Below are 19,934 nucleotides of genomic sequence, written 5' to 3' on the forward strand. Positions count from 1 at the left end.
AGATAATTACTATTCATTAAAAGGAGTTGTCATTTTTGATGATAAACACTGATGAAATTACTAAATTAGCAAAAAAAATAAAGATAAAGGATACACTTTTATATACATGGGAATCAGCTTTGATTGAAGCAAAACGAGTTCTAGAGAATAGGGAGAAATTTAAAGAAGTAGAAAGTTATTACCAAAATCGCTGTAAACACTATTGAACCATACGAAACTAAGTTACATTATAATTATCTTTTTATTAGGAAAGGAGTTACGAAAATGTCATTGAAACAAGCACTTTTAGAAGCTATCAGTGAACAATACATATATGAAAATAAATTTTCAATGGTACATGTTCATGAATCACTAGCCGAAGCAATAAGAAATAATGGGGAAGAGTTCCCAAATGAATTAGATTTATCACTATTTAATCAAGAGAGTGGCTTACCAGTTGTAAAAATAGTAGAAGAAAAATTAGATAATTTAATTAGTTACTCATTTGGGGATTGATAAGTTTTAATAAATGTAAATTTTCATTAGATGAGGAGATGAACTGAATGAAGGAAGTTAAGTTTGTATTAAAAGATGATATATCGAAAATAGACCCTTTGGGATGGAAATACGAATACACAGCAAGTCAACATCCAAGTGCTGATGACTTAGTGGTTGTAACATATGAGTATGAAGGTGAATGGGAAGCTTCAAATTACACTAAAGAAGAGTTTGATAACAAAGTTAAGGAAGGTTATTGGATATTATTATAAAACTAATTTTTTAACTTAAAAGGAGGTTGTAAAATGAATGTTGTTGTAAAAAATGAGAATAGTAGTTTACAAGCAGGAGATGTAATTGAATACAATAAAGCAGTTAATAGAAAACATCCATTTTATATGATATGTCACTCAGAAAAAGAAGGATGGTTCGTAATGAGTTTAACAGGTACTAAAGGTCGTATGAAATTTTATCCTTCTGTAATTGAATTAATAAATCACCAAAAAGATATTAAGAAAGTTTATTCAAAGCAAGAATGGAATGTCGTTATCTCTAAATTATAAAATTGACCCTATGTTGGTTTAATTATCATAATTATCTATTAAACACTATAAGTTGTTACCGATAATAAATATAAGATAACATTTATTATAAAAAGGTGAGAAAATGAATAGTATTTGGAACGAAGAACAAGACATTTTGTTAGCAGAAGTGGTACTAAGGCATATTAGAGAAGGTAGCACAGCTATAAGTGCTTTTGAAGAAGTAGGTAAGAAATTAAACAGAAGTGCTGCATCTTGTGGTTATCGATGGAACAATACTGTTAGATTAAATTATGAGAATGCAATAAACGCTGCTAAGAAGTACAGGTACAATCTTAAATATGGAAAAGCGAATTAGCTAAACATATTTATTGTAAATAAAAATAAATTATATAAAAGGGAGAACGAAGATGAAAACCTACGAAGTATTTGTAAAACTAGATGAATGGAACGGAACAGATCCGGTACCAAAATATAAAAATCTTATTAATAATATAGTTTATGAGTTTTCTAAGAATGAAAACGATCATAAAGGGTTAAAGCAACATAAAAATAAGAAAGCTAAGTTGCAGAAAAAATTTGCATGGGATGGAGAATGGGAAGAAGTAAAGGAATACGCTAAACAACGTACTAATATCACAAAGGATATGAAATTAAAAGCAATTGAGTCATATTTATTTGATGGGTGGGATAAGGAAGCTCCATTGCAGTATAAAATAGATTTTATGCTAGAAGAAGCAAAGAAATACTGTAAAGGCTATCCCGAGTGGAGTGATGTTTACGGAAACGAATTGAAACCATTGGATGATGTGTCCTTAAAAGAGTTAAAACATCTTATAAAAGTATATACGAATCTTTAAAACATTAAAGTCATATTGAATTAAAACGTGGCTTTTATCACAAATAAATTATAAAGGAGGAATAATTATTTTGCAGCTTAATCAAAAGTTATGGGATGGATATGAAGATTTTTATTTGGCTAATGAGGAATTGACACACATAATCGAAGAGGGGTATTTTGGCGAAAAGGTAGTGTTGCTACTCCAAAAAGTTGAAAGTTATGAAGATAAACACCAGCTTTATGAAATTATAAAGGACTGGATAGAAGGTGATGAAATAAAATTCTTCACTAAGACATATATGCTATTTATGTTGAAGGTAATCTTAGAGTCATTCGAAACAAATCCCAATCAGACTTATGAAGAAATAAGTACTTTTATTACTGGGTCAAGAAAAGATCCACGAAAAGAGAAACTATCGACTATTTTAGAATTTCAACTTCTTTCAACAGAAACTCAAAAGAAAGTCTCAACTCTTAATTCTAAATCGAGCATAGGAGATATTCGGAATGTAACATCTTCAATATCTAATAACTATTCAAAAGGCATAGAATTTATTGGTAAGATTATACCCTTATTTATTTGTCTTGTGAAAATAAAAAATCAAGAAGAGTACAATATGTATAAAATAGAGAAATTAAATTTACATAAAAAGCTAATAGAGTTTGATGCGTGTACATCGTATGAATATAAGATCATAACAAATATGATTAATCGTGATATACGTAATGCTGAAGCACACTTATCATTAATATATAGTGACAAAAGAAAAAAGTACGTATTGAGAAAAATAGTAAATGGGAAATATCAAAACGAATATATCAAACCCATTGATTTATTTTTAGATTTAAAATTAAATATAGTTTCATTTATAAATGCTTTTATTTATTCAACCACATTAATAGTGCTTGGAACATTAGATAAAGAGTTGTTTATTGATCTTTATAAACAAATATGTGAGTTAAAATGAGGATTTTAAAAGGGAGGGATAATAAATGAGTTTCAATATTAAAATTACAACAAAACAAGGTCGAGTATACCAAATTGGAAATGTAACAGAACCTAATTTTAGAGAATTTATAGGCAAGTTAAAACCAGATGGATTTGCTATTTTTAACGACATTGCAATTTTTGCTAATGAGATAGAAGCGATTGAAAAGTTTTGAATTAAATATAAATAAATTACTAATAACTATTGTTTAAATATAAATAAATTGATATAATGTAAAAGTAGAGAAAAGGAGTTGGTTAGATTGATAGATAGTGGTCTTGATCCACCAGCAACTCTGTAATACATACTATTAAAATAATAAAAGGAGGAGAAATGAAATGGAAATTAAAAGTGTGGTTTTTAGAGGTATTGAGACTGCAGGTTTTGGTCAAAGGCTAGTCACTCTTAGTAATCATGAAGATATAGTTACTATTGAATTTGAATTAGTAACTGATTCTATTAAATTAAATGGCTATGTTGAAGTTGGAAAAGAAGAATACATAAATAGCGTTCGAAATTTAGAGGAATTAGTTAAAGAAAAACTAACTAAAGAGTTAAATTATATTAACTTAAAATAAGCCTTTTATCGTAACGAATATAAATAAATTACATAACGAAAACAAATTAAAGGATATCAAGGAGGAAATTATACATATATGGCTAGATTATATAACACATTTGAATTTATCGGTGAGCTAAATATTCCAAAGAATGAGGATAAGTTTCACGATGTTAAGTTAAGTGATAGTGGATGGGAGGGGCATCGCTTAAACTTTGCAGTACAAGAATCTAAAACGAATGGTGTATTTGTTGAAATGTATGGTGGATTCTCTAAAGCTAAACAAAATAAGGTTTACTCATTTAGCAAAGGCACTGAGAGTGAAAATGGAACAAAATTAGAAATTCCTTGGGAAGATCGACTGCGAAAAGAAACAGTTGACATGGTTGCAGACTTCAAAAAAATTGTTATTGATTTTACGACTGATAGTAAGTTGAAAGAAGAGATTAACAGTATTCGTTATGATATTAGAAATCTAGAGTACAAAGAAAGTTTATCAGGAGAAGAACACGCTAAATTAATGGACTTACATACTAAGCTAACTGAAAAAGCACCAGATAGACATGAATTTATTCACGAATACGATGCGGTTGTTTTCTTTGCTGAAAATGTTGGGAAATATAAGGATAATAAATTTAGGGTAACAGGAAATGTTGAATACCAAGAACATAAAGGAAGATTCTTTAGAAAGTTTAGACCTACTACATTAGAAATCGTTCCATCAGACACACCTTCAAAATTAAGAGCAACGATGGATTTATTCTTCACTAAAGATGCTATTGATGATAAAGATTTCGACAAAGAAAAGAAAGTATACATAGAAGCTTACGTATTAAGTTATGACAGTAATGCTAAGAAAGATATGTTTTTCCCACAACAAGTCGTAATTAACGCAGGAAAAATTGATTTTAATAATGAAATGCACGTTAAAAGATTCAATTTCTTGAAAAATAAATTTTCTGTAAAAGGAAAAGGAGTATTCCACTTACCTTGGGAGGTAAATGTATTTAGAGGTGCAGATAGAGTTGAGTTTACAGAAAAAGACCTAACGCCTGCTCAAAGAGAAGCGATTGAATTTGGTCTAGGTAAGCTAGATGATTATGCTCCAAAAGGTGGAGTACTGGGAGAAACCACAGAAGAAAACAGATTAGTAAAACCATTGTTAAAGACTTTTGATAATGTAAATAACTTTATCGATGGTGCAGTAGAATCAAGTTATGATGTAGATGACTTGGCTTATGTCAGTGAATCTAACTTAGTTAGCAGTAAGCCAGTAGAAGATGAAAAGAAAGAAGAATCAAAAGCTCCACAACTAGAAGATTTAGATGATTTGTTTGCTTAATTAAAACATAATCGTAACAAGTGGGACTATAAATTTAGTCCCTGAATAAAAATAAATTAAAATAAAAGGAGAAATGTGAATTGGGTAGAAAATTTGGGAAAAAGAATGTAATTAAAATTGATCCTTTAGCTTACAATATTGGTTTAATTGGTGAATCTGGTATTGGTAAATCTACGTTGATTGTTGAATTTTGTGAGAGATTAGCAGGAGAAGATGGATATATCTTAGCTAACATTGGTAAAGAAGATGGCGTAGATGCTATCCCTAATGCTATTTATGAAAATATTCCTGATTGGGAAACATTTGAAGAGTTTGCAGATGACATTATCGAAAATCGTTCAACAGATTATAAAGATCTAAAAGTTATCGTGTATGACACTATTGATGAGTTATTTCGAATTGCAGAACCAGAAGTAATTAGACTACATAATAAGACTTATCCTGATAAGAAAACTAACTCAATTAAAGCTGCATTTGGTGGATTTATGGCAGGTGAAGATAAAGCTATCGAATTAGTTCTTGATAAGATTTGGGAGTTAAAATCAGTTGGTGTTCAAATGATTGTGGTAGGACATACAAAACGAAAAAACCAAAATGATGTAGCCACTGGTGAAGAATATGAAACACTTACAGCAAATTTAACAAATAGATACTTTAATGCTATTAAAACTAAATTACATGTATTAGGTGTTGCTTCTATTGATCGCTCAATTGAAAAACAACGCATTAAACAAAAAGTCGGTGCTGATAAGATTGTAGGTAAAGTAACTGGGGAAAGTCGAATCATCACTTTCAGAGACGATAACTTTAACATTGACTCTAAATCCCGTTTTAATGAAATCACTCCTCAGATTGACTTGAATGTAGACCAATTTATTGAAGCGATAGAGGATGCAATTAAAAAAGCACATGCTAAACAAAAAGGTGCAAAATCACTTGAGGTAACTAAGAAAGAACAAGAAGTTGCGAAAGAAAAGGAAATTGAACAGATTGTGGAAGAGACAAATAAGAATAAGATTAATACAGAAGAAAACGAAGAACTCATTATAACCATCCAATCTACTTTTGGTAAAGCTACTGACGAAGTCAAAGCTAAAGTGAAAAATGTAATGGATACCTATGGATTTAGTTCTTTTAAAGAACCTGAATCAATTCCAACTGCAGGGTTAAAAGAAATTGTTAGTTTACTAGGTTAATAACTACATATGGGGGAATGGAAACATTCCCTTTTTAATATATAGGGGTGAATAAATTGGCTAGAAAATGTACTTGTCAGATATGTAAGACGAAAGGAAATACTGATTCTTTTTATAAAGTTACTGATGATAAAGGCAAAAATAAGTATTACTGTAGTCAACTAGAATATGAAAGTTACACTTTAGAAAAAGAGAAAAGAAACAATTTAATGAAATTTATAGCAGAAGAAGTATTAGGTTATGAGGAAGGACAAATAGTTCCTCCTGTTTTAATAAAAAAAATTGGTACAATGAATCAGTTTTATGATTATGAAGTAATCCAAAAGTGTTTTGAAGTTAACAAAGAAACAATAGAATACTGGTTAAATAATAAAAATTTTACAAGTGAATATGGAATGATCAGTTATATTCTAAAAATTATTGAGGGGAATATTAATGATATCCATAAACAATGGAAGTATCACAAACAACAAACTATAACAATTGAAAATACAGATTTAGATGTAAATATTATCAACCAAATAGAAACAATAGTTCCAAAAACTAAACCAGTTGATAATGGCATTCTAGACTTTTTAGATGATAATGATTTATGAAATGGATGTGAATTGTATTGAATCAAATTGATAACTATCCAAGTGAACTAGTAAGTAATAGAGAACATATAGAAGCTTCATTTGTATTTTGTTTATGGAGGAATCTAGAGCTCTATGGTGATTACGAAAAGGATGTTATGGCTGATAGAGACTTATTAACTGAAGATGGTAGATTCTATTATTCTCTTGGGTTAGAAATGTATAACTTGGAATATAAGAGTTTTGATGATGCTAGTATTTATAGTTACATTGAGGGTAAAGAAGTTCTGAAAAATGGATTTACAAGAAGAGGTGGTTATAAAACAGTAGACGAAATCAAGAAAATTCTAAATGAAGATAATGTAGACAGATACTATGATGAGCTTGTTAAAAGTAATATGTTATTGAAATTACATGATAAGGGGTTCAATGTAACCAAAGAACTAACAAGGTTTCAAAAAATGACTAGTAAGAATCTTTATGACTACTATGAATATCAATTGGACAATGTTTTCTTAAATAGAGGATCAGGAGTTAAAATTGAAGATTTAGACTTTGAAGATGATTTTATAGAAGCGTGTGATACAGGTGAAGAAATGGGACTCAGTTATGCGGCAACATGTCCGTTATTAAACTATCATACTCTAGGATTACATAGATCAAATGTTCAGATATTTGCAGGATTCTCAGGTACTGGTAAAACAAGTTTTTGTATTAATTCATACATATTACCTATCCTTGATCAAGGTGAAAAAGTAACTATCATCGCAAACGAGATGAATAAGAGAGCTTGGCAACATATTCTAATGGCTACAATACTTAGTCAAAAGTTAGGTTACTTTGGTCTTCCACGTAAGAAGCAAAAAATGGGTAACCTAACCGATGAACAAAAAGAAAAAATGCAAGAAGCAAGAGAATATTATAACACTCATTATAAAGGTAGATTAAAGTTTGCTAAAATTTATGATTACAGTATTGATGATGTTAAAAAGATTATTAGAAAAATGGCTAAACAAGGTTTCAATTACTGCTTGTATGATACTTTTAAATCCGAAGATTCTTCATCAGCAACAATGACAGGAGAACTTATTGAGTCATCCAAGCAACTTTTACAGATCGCTGAAAAAGAAGATGTAGGAATAATTATAACAATGCAATTAGCTATTTATATGGAGAACACGAGATATCTAACAGCAGCTTGTTTATCAGGTGCTAAAGGAGTTAAGGAAGTTGTTTCTGAGTTAGTACTAACTAGACAAATATGGGAAGATGAATTAAATGGTGAAAAGTTTGATATCCAAGCATACAGATTTAAGAAAGATGCTCAAGGGAAATTTACCAAAATTAAAGAAGAGATAATATTAAAACCAGATAAAAAGTATATGATTGTGTTCCTGGACAAAACAAGAAATGATGAAGGTGATACTACATTACTTTATCAGTTTGACGGAGCGTGGAATAAGTGGATTGAAATCGGATATTGTACACCTAAACATCAAAGGTAGGAATATGAAATGGACGTATTCTCTTTAAAAAACTACATAATTGATAATCCAGATTACATTGAGTTAGTGTTAGAAGAAGTCGGCTTCCATAAAGTAAAAGATATCGGTAAAGAATATCGATGTGCATTAGACGAACATACTAACCCAACAGCAGTGAAAGTTAATAAAAAAACACTATCTTCTTCCTGTTATTCAATCAATTTAAAGGGAGATTTAATAGTTCTGGTTCAATATAAATTAAATTTAAGTTTTCCCAAAGCTATTAAGAAAATCGCAGAATTAGTTGATTTTAAACATGAAATACATAATAAGCAATATAAATTACCTTTTGGTGGATTTTATAAAAACATACAAAAACTCAGAGACATAGAAGGAATAGACATTGAAACATACTCTTGTGATTTATTAAATCGATTTGAATTAGCACCAAATTTACTATTCTATGAGGATGGTATACTTCCTCATATTCAAACTCAATATGAAATTGGCTATGATAGTTTAACCAGAAGAATATCAGTTCCGTGGTATTCCTTTGATGGAAATCTTTGTGGAGTTATGGGTAGGTTGAATAAAAAAGTGATAAATGATGAAGAAGTAAAATGGTTTCCTATTGTGCCTTTTCCTAAGTCAAAAACCTTGTATGGCTTTGTTAATAACTATCATACTATTTTAGACAAAGGGATTGTTATGATTGGTGAATCGGAAAAACATACTATGAGTTTAGCAAGTAAGGGATTAAATGTTGGGATCTCATTGGGTGGAAGTTTTATGAGTGAAATACAAGCTAACCATATTAAAAGTCTTTTTCCTAAAACTATTATACTCATGTTAGATGAAGGGTTAGAGGAAGAACATAGTATTGAAATTGCTAAACAATTAAAGAGTAATAAATTTTATAAAAATAATGTTGGATATGTGTTTGATAAGAAAAACAAATATTTGCCTTTAGGTAGTAAGATGGCTCCCAGTGATTTAGATAAAAATAAATTAAATAACTTGGTGAAAGAATGCACAGTTTGGTTATAAGGAGATGGTAAATTGAACGCTAAAGAGAAATTAGAGGAATTGTATGAGTCAGGAGCTAAGGTATATTCTCATTCCAAACTAGGAACTTTTAATAATTGCGAATACGAATATTACAATACATATGTTAAGAAAAACAGAGGAATTGATAATATCTATACGTTATTAGGATCTGAGTTGCACGATAACATAGAGAAAATTTATAAACAAGAGAGCGATATAGATAAGTTTAAGGAAAGTTATCTTAACAAATTAGTAGAGTTAGATATACTAGGTGTTAAATTTCCAAGTGAAAAGATAGGAGACTCTTGGAAAGCAGATGTAGGACACTTTATAGATAACTTTAATAAAATTGACAAGAAGATGTTACTCGAAAAACTAATTGTATTTGAAGTTGTGGATGGGATTTGGATGCAAGGATATATCGATAGCATATCTCCAAGTGATCAAGGAAAACCGTTTGTTAATATTATTGATTGGAAAACATCAAGTAAGTTTGCTGGAAAGAAGTTAAATGAAGCTGGTAGACAGTTATTAATGTATAAATTAGGACTAGAAGCTACGAGTAATTACAAAGTAGATAAAGTTATGTGGTTTATGATCAAGTATCTATATGTTTGTAATGTACAAAAGAACAAAAAGATAAAAAGAAAAATGTGTAGTCGTGGTAAATGGGTTAAAGAAATGAGAGCTAATCTAGAAAAAGATCTTTATAACTTAGAATTAGATGACTTTGAAATTGAGTTACTTTTAGATAAGTCTGTAGAAGATAATAATATCGATTGTATGCCACAACAAATAAAAGATAAGTATTGGTTAGAAGATTGTTTTATTGAATATGAAGCATCAGATGAGAAGTTAGATGAATTAAAAGAACATGTTATCAAAACCATAGCAGCTATTGATAGCAAGGATAAAAATAATGAATATGACTGGAAACCGATTGAGATAGATAAATATAATTCATTTTACTGTAGTACTCTATGTGGTCACAGAAAAACATGTCCATTTTATAAGAGATTCCTAGAGGAAAATGCTGATTCATTTGATAAGAAAAATAAGAAGGATGATTTTGAGGATTTGTTTAGTTGAGGGAGGTGAAAATCAATGCAAACATTCAGAAAGATATTTTATGACTTCGAGTGCTTTCAAGATGATTGGATGGTGGTAATAGTTGATTATGATACTAGAAAAGGGAAAGTAATAATCAATGATGTAGAATTGTTAAGAAAGTTTTATAATATGTTTAAAAATGATATCTGGATTGGATATAACAGTCGTGGATATGATCAGTACATATTAAAAGGTATATTATTAGGTATGAATCCAGCTTTCATAAATAAACGAATTATCATTGATGGAGTTAAAGGTCACAATGTAGTAAGAGAAGGTTATAAGATTCCACTAAATAATTTTGACATTAGTACAGGTTTTCATAGTTTGAAGCAATTAGAGGGTTTCATGGGAAGTAGAATTAAAGAAAGCTCTGTTTCTTTTGATATTAATAGACCACTAACATCAGATGAAATGAAAGAAGTAGTTGATTATTGTAAACATGATGTTCTTCAAACAATTGAAGTTTTTGAAAATAAAGTTGAAGAATTTGAATCTCAATTAGCTTTAATAGAAGCTTTTAATCTAAGCATGTCACAATTCACGAAAACAAAAGCCCAATTATCAGCCTTTATAATTGGAGCAGAAAAGCAACCTGATAGAGGAGATGAATTCAATTTAAGCTTTCCTGATACATTAAAAGTGGAGAAATATAAGGAAATTGTCGATTGGTACAAAGATCCAGAGAATATGAATTATAAAAAGAAATTAAAAATTGATGTAGCTGGAGTTCCTCACATTTTTGCTTGGGGAGGAATTCATGGAGCGTTACCTAAATATAAAGATGAAGGAATAATCTTATGTGCTGATGTGGCATCGCTCTATCCTTCACTGATGATTGAATATGGATACATAAGTAGAAATGTAAATGAACCTAATAAATTTAGGGAAATTAGGGATAAACGTTTAGAACTAAAAGCTAAAAAAGATCCTAGACAGTTACCTATGAAAATCGTAATTAATGCAAACTATGGTGCTATGAAAGATCAGTATAACCCTTTATATGACCCGTTGATGAGTAATAATGTATGTTTAGCAGGTCAGCTATTACTATTAGATTTGATTGAAAAAGTAGAACCGTATGCTAAATTAATTCAATCAAACACAGATGGTATATTCTTGAAGGTAGATAAAGAAGAAGATATATCTATTATTAAACAAGTTGCTGCAGAATGGGAAAAAAGAACAAGACTTGATTTAGAATGGGAAGTATTTGAAAAGATATATCAGAAGGATGTAAACAACTATATTATTATCGACAAGAATGGTAAATACAAATCCAAAGGAGCATATGTTAAAAAATTAAATAACTTAGATTATGACTTACCTATTGTAAATAAAGCATTAATTAACTATTTTACCAAAGGTATAGCTGTGGAAGAGACGATTAATAACTGTAATAAGTTAAGGGAATTTCAAAAGATAGTAAAAGTATCTCGTTTATATCTTCATGCTTTACATGGTGATGAAAAACTTCCTGAAAAAGTGTTACGTGTGTTTGCTTCTAATGATCCAAATGCAAAGGGAGTGTTTAAAGTGAAATTGAAAATGAAAGATGGTGTTGAACAAGAAGTAGCTGAGAAAATCGGAAATACACCAGACAAATGCTTTATAAATAATGAAGATGTAAAAGAGTTAGAAGTACCAGATTATTTAGATAAGAACTATTACATAGAAATAGCGCAAAAGAGGTTAAATGATTTCTTGGGTATCCCTAATAAGAAAAAGACTACAAAACGTAAGAAAAAGGATGAAGAAATAGCTTAATCTGATAAAACTTAAATTTTATAGTAAAAATAAGAGAAGAGTTTGTGAAATGCTTCCGCAAACGTTGATATATCAAGGGTGAAAAACATTATTTTTCACAAAGTAATTAAATATAAATAAATTACATAAAATACTTCCAATTTAAAGAATTGCGTGTTAAAATATAAATAAATTAACAGTTTGTAAGTTTGAAAGGATGGTGATGAAACCTTTCTATCCACGAAAGGTACGCTTATGAAGAAAAAACTAATTGCAACAGGATTAATCACAGTTTTAGCTGCATCAAATGGTTACATGGCATATACATACATAAGAGACACCGATGAATTGAAAAATGGCATAGTAAAATCACAGCAAGAGAATAGAGAGAAAGATGAACAGTTATCTTATCTAGGTGATAATATAATTAAATTACAAAGTGATCTAAAAGGTAGGGTAACTGAAAATGAAAAACTAACAGTTGAGCTAAAAGAATATGAAGGTAAAATTCAAAAGCAGGATAATCAAATAAGTAAGTTGAAAAATGAATTAAAAACTGCAAAAGAGAAAGAGGAATCTCCCAGGAAACTGAATATGACTGTCACAGCTTATGTAGATAGCTGTTTAGGTTGTACTGGTGTTAGTGCAAGTGGGATTGACTTAAGGGGAATAACAGAGTATAACGGATACAAAATTATTGCAGCAGATAAGAATGTGTTACCAATGTTCTCAATTGTTAAAATTAAATTAAATAATACGGAGTTTAAAGCGATTGTATTAGATCGAGGAGGAGCAATAAAAGGACAAATTATCGATTATCTTGTAGGTAGCTATGATGAAGCCATTGAGTTCGGTAGACAAAAGGCAACTGTAACCGTAATTAGGGAGGGGAAAGGATAAAAATGAATAAGCAATTTAGCTTTAAAATTGGCGATAAAGCTAAAATCAATGAGCAAGCAAAAAATGGATTACCTTGTGCAGTAGGAAAGAGAGTTATGATTACACAATACATATTAAATTCAATTAGATACGATTACATAGTTTTGCGAGAAGATGACATATTAGAAAGAGTAAGAGAATGTGAATTAGATAGAATAGGAGAATAGAGATGATTATCTTAGAAGGTAATGAGTGTTGCTTTAAATCAACAGTAGCCAGCAAGCTCAATGAAAAATTGGATTATCCGATTATAAAAGGATCAAGTTTTGAATTAGCTCAATGCAACAATGAAGAATTATATAAGCATTTTATTGAGTTTGCTAAAAATAAAAATGTAATAATGGATCGTTTTATTTACAGTAACCAAGTATATGCGACTCTTTATAAAGATTACGCCATCTTAACAGATACTCAAAGGAAGAGTATAGAGGAAATGGTGTTTGATAAAGCAAAGGTATATTACTTATATGCTCCGGACGAAGTAATTAAAAAAAGAATTAAGAGTCGTGGTGATGAGTATGTGGAACTAGATATGGTTAGTAAAATAAGTGAAATGTACGAACAAGTGATGTTTCAATCTGGTTTAAAGTTAAGGATGCTTGATACTAATGAAATGACAAGTGATGAAATAGTGGAAGTTATTTTAGCAGATATTTAAATAAAGTTAAATTACTAATTAGAAGGGAGGTGGATTCTTGATAATCAAACTTTATGAAAGCTTAAATTTAAAGTGGTATCAAGAATTACCATTAATACTGATTGCTTTCTATACAAATGGATTTACCGTTCAAGTTGTAATATCACAATATGAGTTGTTTAAAAACATTTGGAAATATGGGGCTGCAATTTGTTACTCATTAGGAGTATACATAGTTCTAGTTTTAATTTTTGTAAGTTTGAGAGAATTAGTGACTAAGAGATTTGCAACAAAATAACTCTTTGATTGGAAAATAGATTACTACAGAGGTGAAATAGGAACTTGTTGAAGATATTAGAATTATTTGGCGGGATTGGGGCTCCCAGAAAAGCTTTAGAAAATTTAAATATAGACCTAAAAAGTATTGATTATGTTGAAATTCTTCCACATGCAGTACATGCTTATAATCAAATATTTGACCATAGTTACAAACCTCAAGATGTTAAAACATGGAACATGAATGTTGATTTGCTCGTACATGGCTCACCTTGTCAAGATTGGTCTAAAAACGGATTGAATAACGTGAATTCTGGAAGATCAATTCTGTATGAAAGAACTTTAGAAATTATTGAAAAAGAGTTAAATCCTAGACCAAAGGTGGTTATTTGGGAGAACGTTCCCGGTTTAATATCAAAACGTCATGTAGAACATTTCAACCATTATTTATCTACTATGGAAAGGTTGGGGTATAAAAACAACTTCAAAATACTTAATTCTAAACATTATGGTACTCCTCAAAATAGAGAGAGAATATTTACAGTTAGCTTACTTGAAGATAAAAATTTTGAATTTCCAAAAGAAGTAGAATTAACTAGGACATTAAAAGATTACATAGATACCACAATTGATGTCACTGATTATGAGTTAAGTGAAAATGAAAAGAGTCTCTTCTTTGAGAGAGATGGAAAGATGTATATAAGAGAAAATAATAAAACTGGATTTAGAGAAGTTAAAGAATTTGATTCAGTAAACGTCGAACGTCCTAACAGTAAAACAAGAAGAGGAAGAGTTCAAGATGGAATGGTTGCAACCTTAACAACTAGTCCTAACATAGCAGTATATTACGGAAATACAATAAGAAAATTAACGCCTAAAGAATGTTGGTTGTTGATGGGATTCACAGAAAAAGATTATGAACAAGTTGCTTCAGTAGGTTTACCTAAGGCAGCACTATACAAGCTACCAGGTAACAGTATTGTTGTTACAGTCTTAGAAGCTATATTCAATGAGTTAGTAAAACAAGACATTTTACAGATTTAGAAGGTGAAGAAGTGGATAGATTGTGTGATTCGTGTCAAAAAGAAATGGATCAAGGTTATTGTATTAATGGAGGAGAACAGTATTATTGCAATGAAAAATGTTTACATAGTCAAATTGACAAAGAAGAATATGAAAGATTACATAAGGATGGAGACAGCGATACATACTGGACAATTTGGGATTGAAAAATACAACGAAATATGAATTTCATTGTAAAAATAAATCAAGGGAGCATCGTCTATGACAAAGTTAGAGCAGTTACTCAATCAATATTACGCCACAGATGATATGTCTTTAACGGATATTATATATCAAATTAGAGAAGACCAAGAACATAATGATGTTGTAAATGAGTTTGTAAGTTTACTGGGTTGGCTAAATAAACAAATTTAGATAAAAAGAATATTTGATAATTGAGGTGACAAGATGAATGTTTTAAAAGAATTTAAGACTACTAAACAACTAGTATTATATGTGTTAGAACACTATCCAGAGACACGGAACAGTGACAATAAGCTATATATCCAAGCTGCTAAGTTACTTGGAGCTGTAACATTAGATGATTTAAATGAAATTAAATTGAACTTAATAAGTGTTCATAAATTGAGACAGCAGATACAGAACAAAGACGGGTTGTTTCCAGCAACAGATGAAATTAAATACATAAGAAATGAACGTGAGAAAGAGATCAAAAAATACATGACAAGTTGAGGAGGAAGGATGATTAACTTTATTTTTAACTTATTAGGAATATTCTTACTTTACATTGTTATAGCTGGATTATGGACATTTGTTGAATTAAAGATTTACAAAGAAGTTACCCCTAGATTAATAGACGACATAGTAGCAATTGTGTTAGCTATTTCAATATTTTTAAACATAACAAAATAATTTTGTTGAATTACAGATTTCATTAGAAAAGGAGATTTAAAAATGGCTCACTATGATTGGCTTTATGAAACATTCACAGTAAAAGAAATGGATGAAAAAATAGAGAGAACTAATAATTTAATAAATAGATTATCAGACAAAAAGAAACAAATCGAACTTGATATGAAAAATGTCGAACATGGATATACGGTAGATGTCTTGGATGAGAAACTTAAGGAATTAGCAAAAGATATGGAAATCTATAATAAACAATTGTCAAAATGGATTCAATTAAAAACAAGAACTATCAATGGCGAAAATTATACTTGGGAGCAAGTGCATACGATAATAAAATTATTATAAAAGTTGGTTTTTATTGTAAAAAATCGTAATAATTGATTTAATGATTGGGAAGGGGTGATAACTATGGATAGAATAGTAGATATGCTGAACAGCTCTAAAAGGGTTATGGAACTAAATAGATCAGAAATCGAGTCACGTAAAGAGGAACAAAGGAAGCAGGATAAGGTTAAAAATGATAAGAACAAAGAAAGAAGAAAACAATTATATGATTATAATAGGTTGTTTAACTCGGAATATATTCGATTGAGAAACACTTTGAATAGTGAAAAAAGAAGAAGTGTAGTGAAAAGTTTACCTACTAATATCAATTTAAAACTTTGGAGACGTTATTTAGATGTACAATTTGACGGCAAGTGCCCTTTGACTGGCTCTGATAAAATACACATAGACCATTTCATCCCTTTATCTTGGGGACATGGAGGCACTTATATCGGTAATATAATTCCATTAAGTGATCACTTTAACCTGTCTAAACACGCAAAAAATCCCTTTATCTGGGCTGAAAGACGAAAAATTGATGTTGATAAATTTAATTCATTGGTTGAACATTTAGCTTCATTAAATCAAATGACTAGTAAGGAATTTAGGGATTATGTATTCTGGTGTGAGAAAAATAAGAGGAATGAAGAACAAATTCGCTTGGATGGGAATGTTACATCAGTGGAGTTGTGGAATCAATCGCCCGATAATTTAAAGGTATTTTGTGATTTTGTTACTGATATATTGAGAATGAATAAGAAAGTTAGTATTGATACAAGGACTATCAAAAAACTTTGTAAGGAAAGTAAGATTACCTATCATGACATTAGAAGGGAACATGTTAAAAAAGCATTAGGTAAGAATAAGGTTATAATTATGGATCATATATATTTAAAATTAAAAAGATAGGTAGCTTTGTTAATTACTAATAAAGCTACAATTTTATATAAATAAATTACATAAAAGGAGTGATTTAATGCCAACATTCCTAATGCTACTAGGTTTTCTAACATATTCGTACTTACTATTCGCTTTAGATAATCTACATATATGGTACAAATATGAAAGAAAAATGCCAATCCAGTATCAAACACATCGTAAATGGTGGAAAATCTAATAATTGAAAGAAGGGAAGGTAATGAGTTTTGTAGTAGGTGATGAAGTATTTGCTAACACACTAAATCGTAAAGGTACAATTATTGATCAACGTGAAAGAGTTGGTGAAGAAGGAGTAATTGAATATAGAGTACAATTTGAAAAATACCTTATTCAATGGCTTGTTGAGAGTCAAATAACACATGTATACGAATTTAATAACGAATTTGAACAATCGCTGCGTGACTTACTTATTGACATAAACTTATTACATAATCCTACCGAATTACAAATAGTGAGAGATTTATATAATCAAAAATTTGATTTGTTAAAGGGGAAATAATACATATGAATAAAGATATGATCGACTTCCACATTGAAAATGCTGAAATCTACGTTGGTGCATTATTAGGCGAATTAGAAGGAAATGAAAATATTACTGAGGAAGAGTACCGTAAATATGAAGTATTGTACAATAAGTTTCTAGATCAAATGAGATTAGCTAAGAATTTATTACCGGACGAAGAAAATACATACGAACCATTTGATAAATTTTAAAACTAAATATAAATAAATTAACAAAAACTATTTACTTTTAAATATAAATAAATTACAATGTAAATACAAGTTGAGTGATAGAGAGAGTTGCTAAACAGTAACTCTCTAACAAGAAAGAAGGTGAGAGAAATGATCTGGTTAGTTTCAGGTATTGTACTCATCATCTTTATGGCTATCATGAGTTTAATGGCATCAGGAAGTAGAGACGATGACTTATTCAACCGTGACGATATTGCTTGGCTTACACAAATTGGATACGAAGTGGAGGTTAATTTACATGACAGAACTTTTATCGTTAAACATTGAGTTAGAAAGATTGGATAAGATGATTGAGAAGCTAGAACAGAAACGTGAAGATATACTGAACAAAAAGGATGCTTTGGAAGAAAGTCTGGCAGTTGTGGTATAATACCCTCGGGTGATTATATTGAAAGCTAATATTAGTGAAGATTTAGAAAACGCTATTCATGAAAAGATTATTATCGATTTAACAATTAACTACTTAGAAAACAGAATAGTTAAGTCACAAAAGGAAAAGAAAATTGGGTATGCTAAACACTTGGAATACATAAGAAAGTTAATCATCGATGAGAGAATCAACGTTAATAAATTTCTAAAGGACAACGGAGTAAAAATATTCGATCCTGTTCCAGACGATGACGGAATTTTTGTTCAATATGATTTTTCAGTTAAAGTAAATGGCGGTCATAAAGAAGGTTATAATCGATATTGGAGAGCGGCATTAAAGAATCACATTAGAACTAAATTAGAACCCTATTTTGTGAAGAGTAAGGATGAATTAAGATGAACTGTCCAATCTGTGAAGGCATTATGGAAGGTAAAACAAGCACAATTGAAATTTCATGGGATAAGAAAAAGAAGGAAAAGTTATATATTACATCACATAATAATTGTTCTGATGACTTAATGAAAGAATTAAGACAATTAGATATTGATGAATATGATAGACAGGGAATAATAGATAAATATAATCTTAGTATGGGAGAGTAGAAGATGAAAAGGAAAAAGGGGAATAAGGCATTAAAATTCCTCATAACCCTTACAATAGTCGTATTTTTAATCACACTAGTAGATATGTCTATGAGGTTAGTAGCAATAAACAAAGAGATGAATGATCTTTATGTTAAACAGCACAACTTAGAAAATAAGCTGAGTAGAATTGATGAACGCTACGCTATAGTTTTTAAAAAGCAGCAAGAACAGCTTAATGAAATGAATAACGTTAGTGAGATTGAAAAAGATGAATTACATACATATTATGAAGAAGAAAGTAACTGGGATTGGAATTTAGATACTGAGACAGTATGGTTTAGTACGATATTAGCTGGAATTGGAGCATTTTTGACGAAAGGTAAGTTGATAAAAGGATTTTAAAATATAATTAAATTAAATTGAGGTGGAAAATTATAATGGATTTGAGAAAAGCTTACAAACTGGTAATAAAGCATCAGTTGGAACTGTTAGAAGAAGATGGAAGATGGCAATTCGCTCATGGTCAAATAGAAGAGCTATCCGAAAAACTGCACGACGATGTTGACTTTCTTGAAGATATCCAGGATTCAATTGAAGAATATTTGGAAGACTTTGGAGAAAATTACGATTTGTTTTAAATTTATACTTTTATATTAAAAAGGGAGATATAAAAATGCCACCAGAAAAATTTAAAGCTTCAGACTTTTTGATTACTTTAAATGGTAAGCCAATAGGAAACATGCAATCAGCAGATTTAACGTTAAAATCTGAAGAAAAAGAAATTAAAAACGGCGAGAACTTAACTCTGTTTAATCGAGAGATGTCTTGCGCAATAAAAAATGTAGAAGTTGAGCCGGATTTTATTGGGAAGCTACTTCCAGTTAATAAAACTTATACTGTTATTGGAAAGGGATATAGACTCCCTAGGGGAAATGGACTGCCGAAGAAAAAGAGAATTCGTAAAAAGTGGATGAAGAAATATGAATATGAGTTTAAGTTAGATAATTGTATTATAGGTTAAAAACTCTCTTTTGTAGGAGGTGAACTAATGGCAAATTTTAAATACGCTGTAAAAAATGGTGATGATATTCTAGGATTAATGTGGGATGTTGGCAATGGGAGAGAGATATTTGTTACGTATGGAAATACATTAGATATCAATCATTCATTGGAACTTAGGGATTCAGATGGCTATGATATAAAAGAGGTTGAATTGATAGAATTACTATCAGAAATATTACCAAGATAAAACTCACCTTTTATTAAAAATAA

34 protein-coding genes and 1 pseudogene are annotated in these 19,934 nt (G+C 29.9%); all 35 read left to right on the forward strand.

What is annotated here, in order from left to right; genetic code table 11:
- Positions 1 to 35 precede the first annotated feature (35 nt).
- Positions 36 to 206: a hypothetical protein gene (locus NSQ92_RS09830; protein ID WP_341152705.1), complete on the forward strand. Its 171-nt coding sequence runs from the start codon at positions 36 to 38 to the stop codon at positions 204 to 206.
- A 58-nt stretch (positions 207 to 264) separates the two neighbouring features.
- Positions 265 to 495 (forward strand): hypothetical protein, encoded by a 231-nt coding sequence (locus NSQ92_RS09835; protein WP_341152706.1) that lies wholly within the window; start codon positions 265 to 267, stop codon positions 493 to 495.
- Between the two features lie 47 nt (positions 496 to 542).
- Positions 543 to 749 (forward strand): hypothetical protein, encoded by a 207-nt coding sequence (locus tag NSQ92_RS09840; protein ID WP_341152707.1) that lies wholly within the window; start codon positions 543 to 545, stop codon positions 747 to 749.
- A 33-nt stretch (positions 750 to 782) separates the two neighbouring features.
- Positions 783 to 1,040 carry a hypothetical protein gene (locus tag NSQ92_RS09845; protein WP_341152708.1) on the forward strand — a complete coding sequence of 86 codons (258 nt, stop codon included), beginning with the start codon at positions 783 to 785 and terminating at the stop codon, positions 1,038 to 1,040.
- A gap of 103 nt (positions 1,041 to 1,143) precedes the next feature.
- Positions 1,144 to 1,347, forward strand: a pseudogene (locus tag NSQ92_RS09850) (RsfA family transcriptional regulator); the annotation flags it as partial.
- 82 nt (positions 1,348 to 1,429) lie between these two features.
- Complete coding sequence (locus tag NSQ92_RS09855) at positions 1,430 to 1,879, forward strand: hypothetical protein (protein ID WP_341152709.1); 450 nt, start codon at positions 1,430 to 1,432, stop codon at positions 1,877 to 1,879.
- 70 nt (positions 1,880 to 1,949) lie between these two features.
- On the forward strand, positions 1,950 to 2,828 hold the full coding sequence (locus NSQ92_RS09860) for a hypothetical protein (RefSeq protein WP_341152710.1): 879 nt from the start codon (positions 1,950 to 1,952) through the stop codon (positions 2,826 to 2,828).
- Positions 2,829 to 2,853: 25 nt separating this feature from the next.
- Positions 2,854 to 3,024: a hypothetical protein gene (locus tag NSQ92_RS09865; RefSeq protein WP_341152711.1), complete on the forward strand. Its 171-nt coding sequence runs from the start codon at positions 2,854 to 2,856 to the stop codon at positions 3,022 to 3,024.
- Between the two features lie 163 nt (positions 3,025 to 3,187).
- A complete protein-coding gene (locus tag NSQ92_RS09870) occupies positions 3,188 to 3,427 on the forward strand; it encodes a hypothetical protein (RefSeq protein WP_341152712.1) in 240 nt (79 codons plus the stop codon).
- Positions 3,428 to 3,505: 78 nt separating this feature from the next.
- A complete protein-coding gene (locus tag NSQ92_RS09875; protein ID WP_341151441.1) occupies positions 3,506 to 4,750 on the forward strand; it encodes a hypothetical protein in 1,245 nt (414 codons plus the stop codon).
- An 80-nt stretch (positions 4,751 to 4,830) separates the two neighbouring features.
- Complete coding sequence (locus NSQ92_RS09880; protein ID WP_341151440.1) at positions 4,831 to 5,946, forward strand: AAA family ATPase; 1,116 nt, start codon at positions 4,831 to 4,833, stop codon at positions 5,944 to 5,946.
- A gap of 47 nt (positions 5,947 to 5,993) precedes the next feature.
- Positions 5,994 to 6,542 carry a hypothetical protein gene (locus NSQ92_RS09885; RefSeq protein WP_341152713.1) on the forward strand — a complete coding sequence of 183 codons (549 nt, stop codon included), beginning with the start codon at positions 5,994 to 5,996 and terminating at the stop codon, positions 6,540 to 6,542.
- Between the two features lie 17 nt (positions 6,543 to 6,559).
- Positions 6,560 to 8,026 carry a DnaB-like helicase C-terminal domain-containing protein gene (locus NSQ92_RS09890; protein WP_341152714.1) on the forward strand — a complete coding sequence of 489 codons (1,467 nt, stop codon included), beginning with the start codon at positions 6,560 to 6,562 and terminating at the stop codon, positions 8,024 to 8,026.
- A gap of 9 nt (positions 8,027 to 8,035) precedes the next feature.
- Positions 8,036 to 9,052, forward strand: a complete 1,017-nt coding sequence (locus NSQ92_RS09895; RefSeq protein WP_341151437.1) for a hypothetical protein — start codon at positions 8,036 to 8,038, stop codon at positions 9,050 to 9,052.
- 12 nt (positions 9,053 to 9,064) lie between these two features.
- Positions 9,065 to 10,141, forward strand: coding sequence for a PD-(D/E)XK nuclease family protein (locus NSQ92_RS09900; RefSeq protein ID WP_341151436.1), 1,077 nt, complete (start codon positions 9,065 to 9,067; stop codon positions 10,139 to 10,141).
- Positions 10,142 to 10,156: 15 nt separating this feature from the next.
- The gene (locus NSQ92_RS09905) at positions 10,157 to 11,929 is read left to right on the forward strand and encodes a hypothetical protein (protein WP_341151435.1); all 1,773 of its coding nucleotides are present in this window, start codon (positions 10,157 to 10,159) and stop codon (positions 11,927 to 11,929) included.
- Positions 11,930 to 12,163: 234 nt separating this feature from the next.
- Positions 12,164 to 12,808, forward strand: a complete 645-nt coding sequence (locus NSQ92_RS09910; protein ID WP_341152715.1) for a 3D domain-containing protein — start codon at positions 12,164 to 12,166, stop codon at positions 12,806 to 12,808.
- Positions 12,809 to 12,810: 2 nt separating this feature from the next.
- Positions 12,811 to 13,014, forward strand: coding sequence for a YorP family protein (locus NSQ92_RS09915; protein WP_095328688.1), 204 nt, complete (start codon positions 12,811 to 12,813; stop codon positions 13,012 to 13,014).
- Positions 13,011 to 13,505: a deoxynucleoside kinase gene (locus NSQ92_RS09920; protein ID WP_095328689.1), complete on the forward strand. Its 495-nt coding sequence runs from the start codon at positions 13,011 to 13,013 to the stop codon at positions 13,503 to 13,505. Before NSQ92_RS09915 ends, NSQ92_RS09920 begins: the two co-directional genes overlap by 4 nt.
- Before the next feature lie 37 nt (positions 13,506 to 13,542).
- Positions 13,543 to 13,782: a hypothetical protein gene (locus NSQ92_RS09925; RefSeq protein WP_341152716.1), complete on the forward strand. Its 240-nt coding sequence runs from the start codon at positions 13,543 to 13,545 to the stop codon at positions 13,780 to 13,782.
- A gap of 44 nt (positions 13,783 to 13,826) precedes the next feature.
- A complete protein-coding gene (locus tag NSQ92_RS09930; RefSeq protein ID WP_341152717.1) occupies positions 13,827 to 14,804 on the forward strand; it encodes a DNA cytosine methyltransferase in 978 nt (325 codons plus the stop codon).
- 11 nt (positions 14,805 to 14,815) lie between these two features.
- Positions 14,816 to 14,989, forward strand: a complete 174-nt coding sequence (locus NSQ92_RS09935; RefSeq protein ID WP_341152718.1) for a hypothetical protein — start codon at positions 14,816 to 14,818, stop codon at positions 14,987 to 14,989.
- Positions 14,990 to 15,044: 55 nt separating this feature from the next.
- The gene (locus NSQ92_RS09940) at positions 15,045 to 15,197 is read left to right on the forward strand and encodes a hypothetical protein (protein WP_341152719.1); all 153 of its coding nucleotides are present in this window, start codon (positions 15,045 to 15,047) and stop codon (positions 15,195 to 15,197) included.
- A 33-nt stretch (positions 15,198 to 15,230) separates the two neighbouring features.
- On the forward strand, positions 15,231 to 15,515 hold the full coding sequence (locus NSQ92_RS09945; protein WP_341152720.1) for a hypothetical protein: 285 nt from the start codon (positions 15,231 to 15,233) through the stop codon (positions 15,513 to 15,515).
- A gap of 222 nt (positions 15,516 to 15,737) precedes the next feature.
- Positions 15,738 to 16,037, forward strand: a complete 300-nt coding sequence (locus NSQ92_RS09950) for a hypothetical protein (protein WP_341152721.1) — start codon at positions 15,738 to 15,740, stop codon at positions 16,035 to 16,037.
- Between the two features lie 63 nt (positions 16,038 to 16,100).
- Positions 16,101 to 16,925 carry an HNH endonuclease signature motif containing protein gene (locus NSQ92_RS09955; protein WP_341152722.1) on the forward strand — a complete coding sequence of 275 codons (825 nt, stop codon included), beginning with the start codon at positions 16,101 to 16,103 and terminating at the stop codon, positions 16,923 to 16,925.
- Positions 16,926 to 17,154: 229 nt separating this feature from the next.
- Positions 17,155 to 17,454 carry a hypothetical protein gene (locus NSQ92_RS09960; protein WP_341152723.1) on the forward strand — a complete coding sequence of 100 codons (300 nt, stop codon included), beginning with the start codon at positions 17,155 to 17,157 and terminating at the stop codon, positions 17,452 to 17,454.
- Positions 17,455 to 17,459: 5 nt separating this feature from the next.
- Positions 17,460 to 17,669: a hypothetical protein gene (locus NSQ92_RS09965; RefSeq protein WP_341151422.1), complete on the forward strand. Its 210-nt coding sequence runs from the start codon at positions 17,460 to 17,462 to the stop codon at positions 17,667 to 17,669.
- A gap of 277 nt (positions 17,670 to 17,946) precedes the next feature.
- Positions 17,947 to 18,078, forward strand: a complete 132-nt coding sequence (locus NSQ92_RS09970; RefSeq protein ID WP_341152724.1) for a hypothetical protein — start codon at positions 17,947 to 17,949, stop codon at positions 18,076 to 18,078.
- 18 nt (positions 18,079 to 18,096) lie between these two features.
- On the forward strand, positions 18,097 to 18,477 hold the full coding sequence (locus NSQ92_RS09975; RefSeq protein ID WP_341152725.1) for a hypothetical protein: 381 nt from the start codon (positions 18,097 to 18,099) through the stop codon (positions 18,475 to 18,477).
- Positions 18,474 to 18,680: a hypothetical protein gene (locus NSQ92_RS09980; RefSeq protein WP_341152726.1), complete on the forward strand. Its 207-nt coding sequence runs from the start codon at positions 18,474 to 18,476 to the stop codon at positions 18,678 to 18,680. Before NSQ92_RS09975 ends, NSQ92_RS09980 begins: the two co-directional genes overlap by 4 nt.
- A 3-nt stretch (positions 18,681 to 18,683) precedes the next feature.
- Positions 18,684 to 19,064, forward strand: coding sequence for a hypothetical protein (locus tag NSQ92_RS09985; RefSeq protein ID WP_341152727.1), 381 nt, complete (start codon positions 18,684 to 18,686; stop codon positions 19,062 to 19,064).
- Positions 19,065 to 19,099: 35 nt separating this feature from the next.
- Positions 19,100 to 19,300 carry a hypothetical protein gene (locus NSQ92_RS09990; protein ID WP_341152728.1) on the forward strand — a complete coding sequence of 67 codons (201 nt, stop codon included), beginning with the start codon at positions 19,100 to 19,102 and terminating at the stop codon, positions 19,298 to 19,300.
- A 35-nt stretch (positions 19,301 to 19,335) separates the two neighbouring features.
- The gene (locus NSQ92_RS09995) at positions 19,336 to 19,683 is read left to right on the forward strand and encodes a hypothetical protein (RefSeq protein ID WP_341152729.1); all 348 of its coding nucleotides are present in this window, start codon (positions 19,336 to 19,338) and stop codon (positions 19,681 to 19,683) included.
- A 27-nt stretch (positions 19,684 to 19,710) separates the two neighbouring features.
- The gene (locus NSQ92_RS10000; RefSeq protein ID WP_341152730.1) at positions 19,711 to 19,911 is read left to right on the forward strand and encodes a hypothetical protein; all 201 of its coding nucleotides are present in this window, start codon (positions 19,711 to 19,713) and stop codon (positions 19,909 to 19,911) included.
- The last annotated feature ends 23 nt before the right edge of the window (positions 19,912 to 19,934 follow it).

The sequence above is a fragment of the Niallia sp. FSL M8-0099 genome, assembly GCF_038006945.1.
Lineage (GTDB): Bacteria > Bacillota > Bacilli > Bacillales > Cytobacillaceae > Niallia > Niallia circulans.

Excerpts from the sequence above, each read along its gene's own strand:
- NSQ92_RS09835 (WP_341152706.1), top strand. The coding sequence starts at position 265 with ATGTCATTGAAACAAGCACTTTTAGAAGCTATCAGTGAACAATACATA.
- NSQ92_RS09840 (WP_341152707.1), top strand. The coding sequence starts at position 543 with ATGAAGGAAGTTAAGTTTGTATTAAAAGATGATATATCGAAAATAGAC.
- NSQ92_RS09845 (WP_341152708.1), top strand. The coding sequence starts at position 783 with ATGAATGTTGTTGTAAAAAATGAGAATAGTAGTTTACAAGCAGGAGAT.
- NSQ92_RS09855 (WP_341152709.1), top strand. The coding sequence starts at position 1,430 with ATGAAAACCTACGAAGTATTTGTAAAACTAGATGAATGGAACGGAACA.
- NSQ92_RS09865 (WP_341152711.1), top strand. The coding sequence starts at position 2,854 with ATGAGTTTCAATATTAAAATTACAACAAAACAAGGTCGAGTATACCAA.
- NSQ92_RS09870 (WP_341152712.1), top strand. The coding sequence starts at position 3,188 with ATGGAAATTAAAAGTGTGGTTTTTAGAGGTATTGAGACTGCAGGTTTT.
- NSQ92_RS09875 (WP_341151441.1), top strand. The coding sequence starts at position 3,506 with ATGGCTAGATTATATAACACATTTGAATTTATCGGTGAGCTAAATATT.
- NSQ92_RS09895 (WP_341151437.1), top strand. The coding sequence starts at position 8,036 with ATGGACGTATTCTCTTTAAAAAACTACATAATTGATAATCCAGATTAC.
- NSQ92_RS09905 (WP_341151435.1), top strand. The coding sequence starts at position 10,157 with ATGCAAACATTCAGAAAGATATTTTATGACTTCGAGTGCTTTCAAGAT.
- NSQ92_RS09910 (WP_341152715.1), top strand. The coding sequence starts at position 12,164 with ATGAAGAAAAAACTAATTGCAACAGGATTAATCACAGTTTTAGCTGCA.
- NSQ92_RS09915 (WP_095328688.1), top strand. The coding sequence starts at position 12,811 with ATGAATAAGCAATTTAGCTTTAAAATTGGCGATAAAGCTAAAATCAAT.
- NSQ92_RS09940 (WP_341152719.1), top strand. The coding sequence starts at position 15,045 with ATGACAAAGTTAGAGCAGTTACTCAATCAATATTACGCCACAGATGAT.
- NSQ92_RS09945 (WP_341152720.1), top strand. The coding sequence starts at position 15,231 with ATGAATGTTTTAAAAGAATTTAAGACTACTAAACAACTAGTATTATAT.
- NSQ92_RS09950 (WP_341152721.1), top strand. The coding sequence starts at position 15,738 with ATGGCTCACTATGATTGGCTTTATGAAACATTCACAGTAAAAGAAATG.
- NSQ92_RS09955 (WP_341152722.1), top strand. The coding sequence starts at position 16,101 with ATGGATAGAATAGTAGATATGCTGAACAGCTCTAAAAGGGTTATGGAA.
- NSQ92_RS09960 (WP_341152723.1), top strand. The coding sequence starts at position 17,155 with ATGAGTTTTGTAGTAGGTGATGAAGTATTTGCTAACACACTAAATCGT.
- NSQ92_RS09965 (WP_341151422.1), top strand. The coding sequence starts at position 17,460 with ATGAATAAAGATATGATCGACTTCCACATTGAAAATGCTGAAATCTAC.
- NSQ92_RS09970 (WP_341152724.1), top strand. The coding sequence starts at position 17,947 with ATGACAGAACTTTTATCGTTAAACATTGAGTTAGAAAGATTGGATAAG.
- NSQ92_RS09980 (WP_341152726.1), top strand. The coding sequence starts at position 18,474 with ATGAACTGTCCAATCTGTGAAGGCATTATGGAAGGTAAAACAAGCACA.
- NSQ92_RS09985 (WP_341152727.1), top strand. The coding sequence starts at position 18,684 with ATGAAAAGGAAAAAGGGGAATAAGGCATTAAAATTCCTCATAACCCTT.
- NSQ92_RS09990 (WP_341152728.1), top strand. The coding sequence starts at position 19,100 with ATGGATTTGAGAAAAGCTTACAAACTGGTAATAAAGCATCAGTTGGAA.
- NSQ92_RS09995 (WP_341152729.1), top strand. The coding sequence starts at position 19,336 with ATGCCACCAGAAAAATTTAAAGCTTCAGACTTTTTGATTACTTTAAAT.
- NSQ92_RS10000 (WP_341152730.1), top strand. The coding sequence starts at position 19,711 with ATGGCAAATTTTAAATACGCTGTAAAAAATGGTGATGATATTCTAGGA.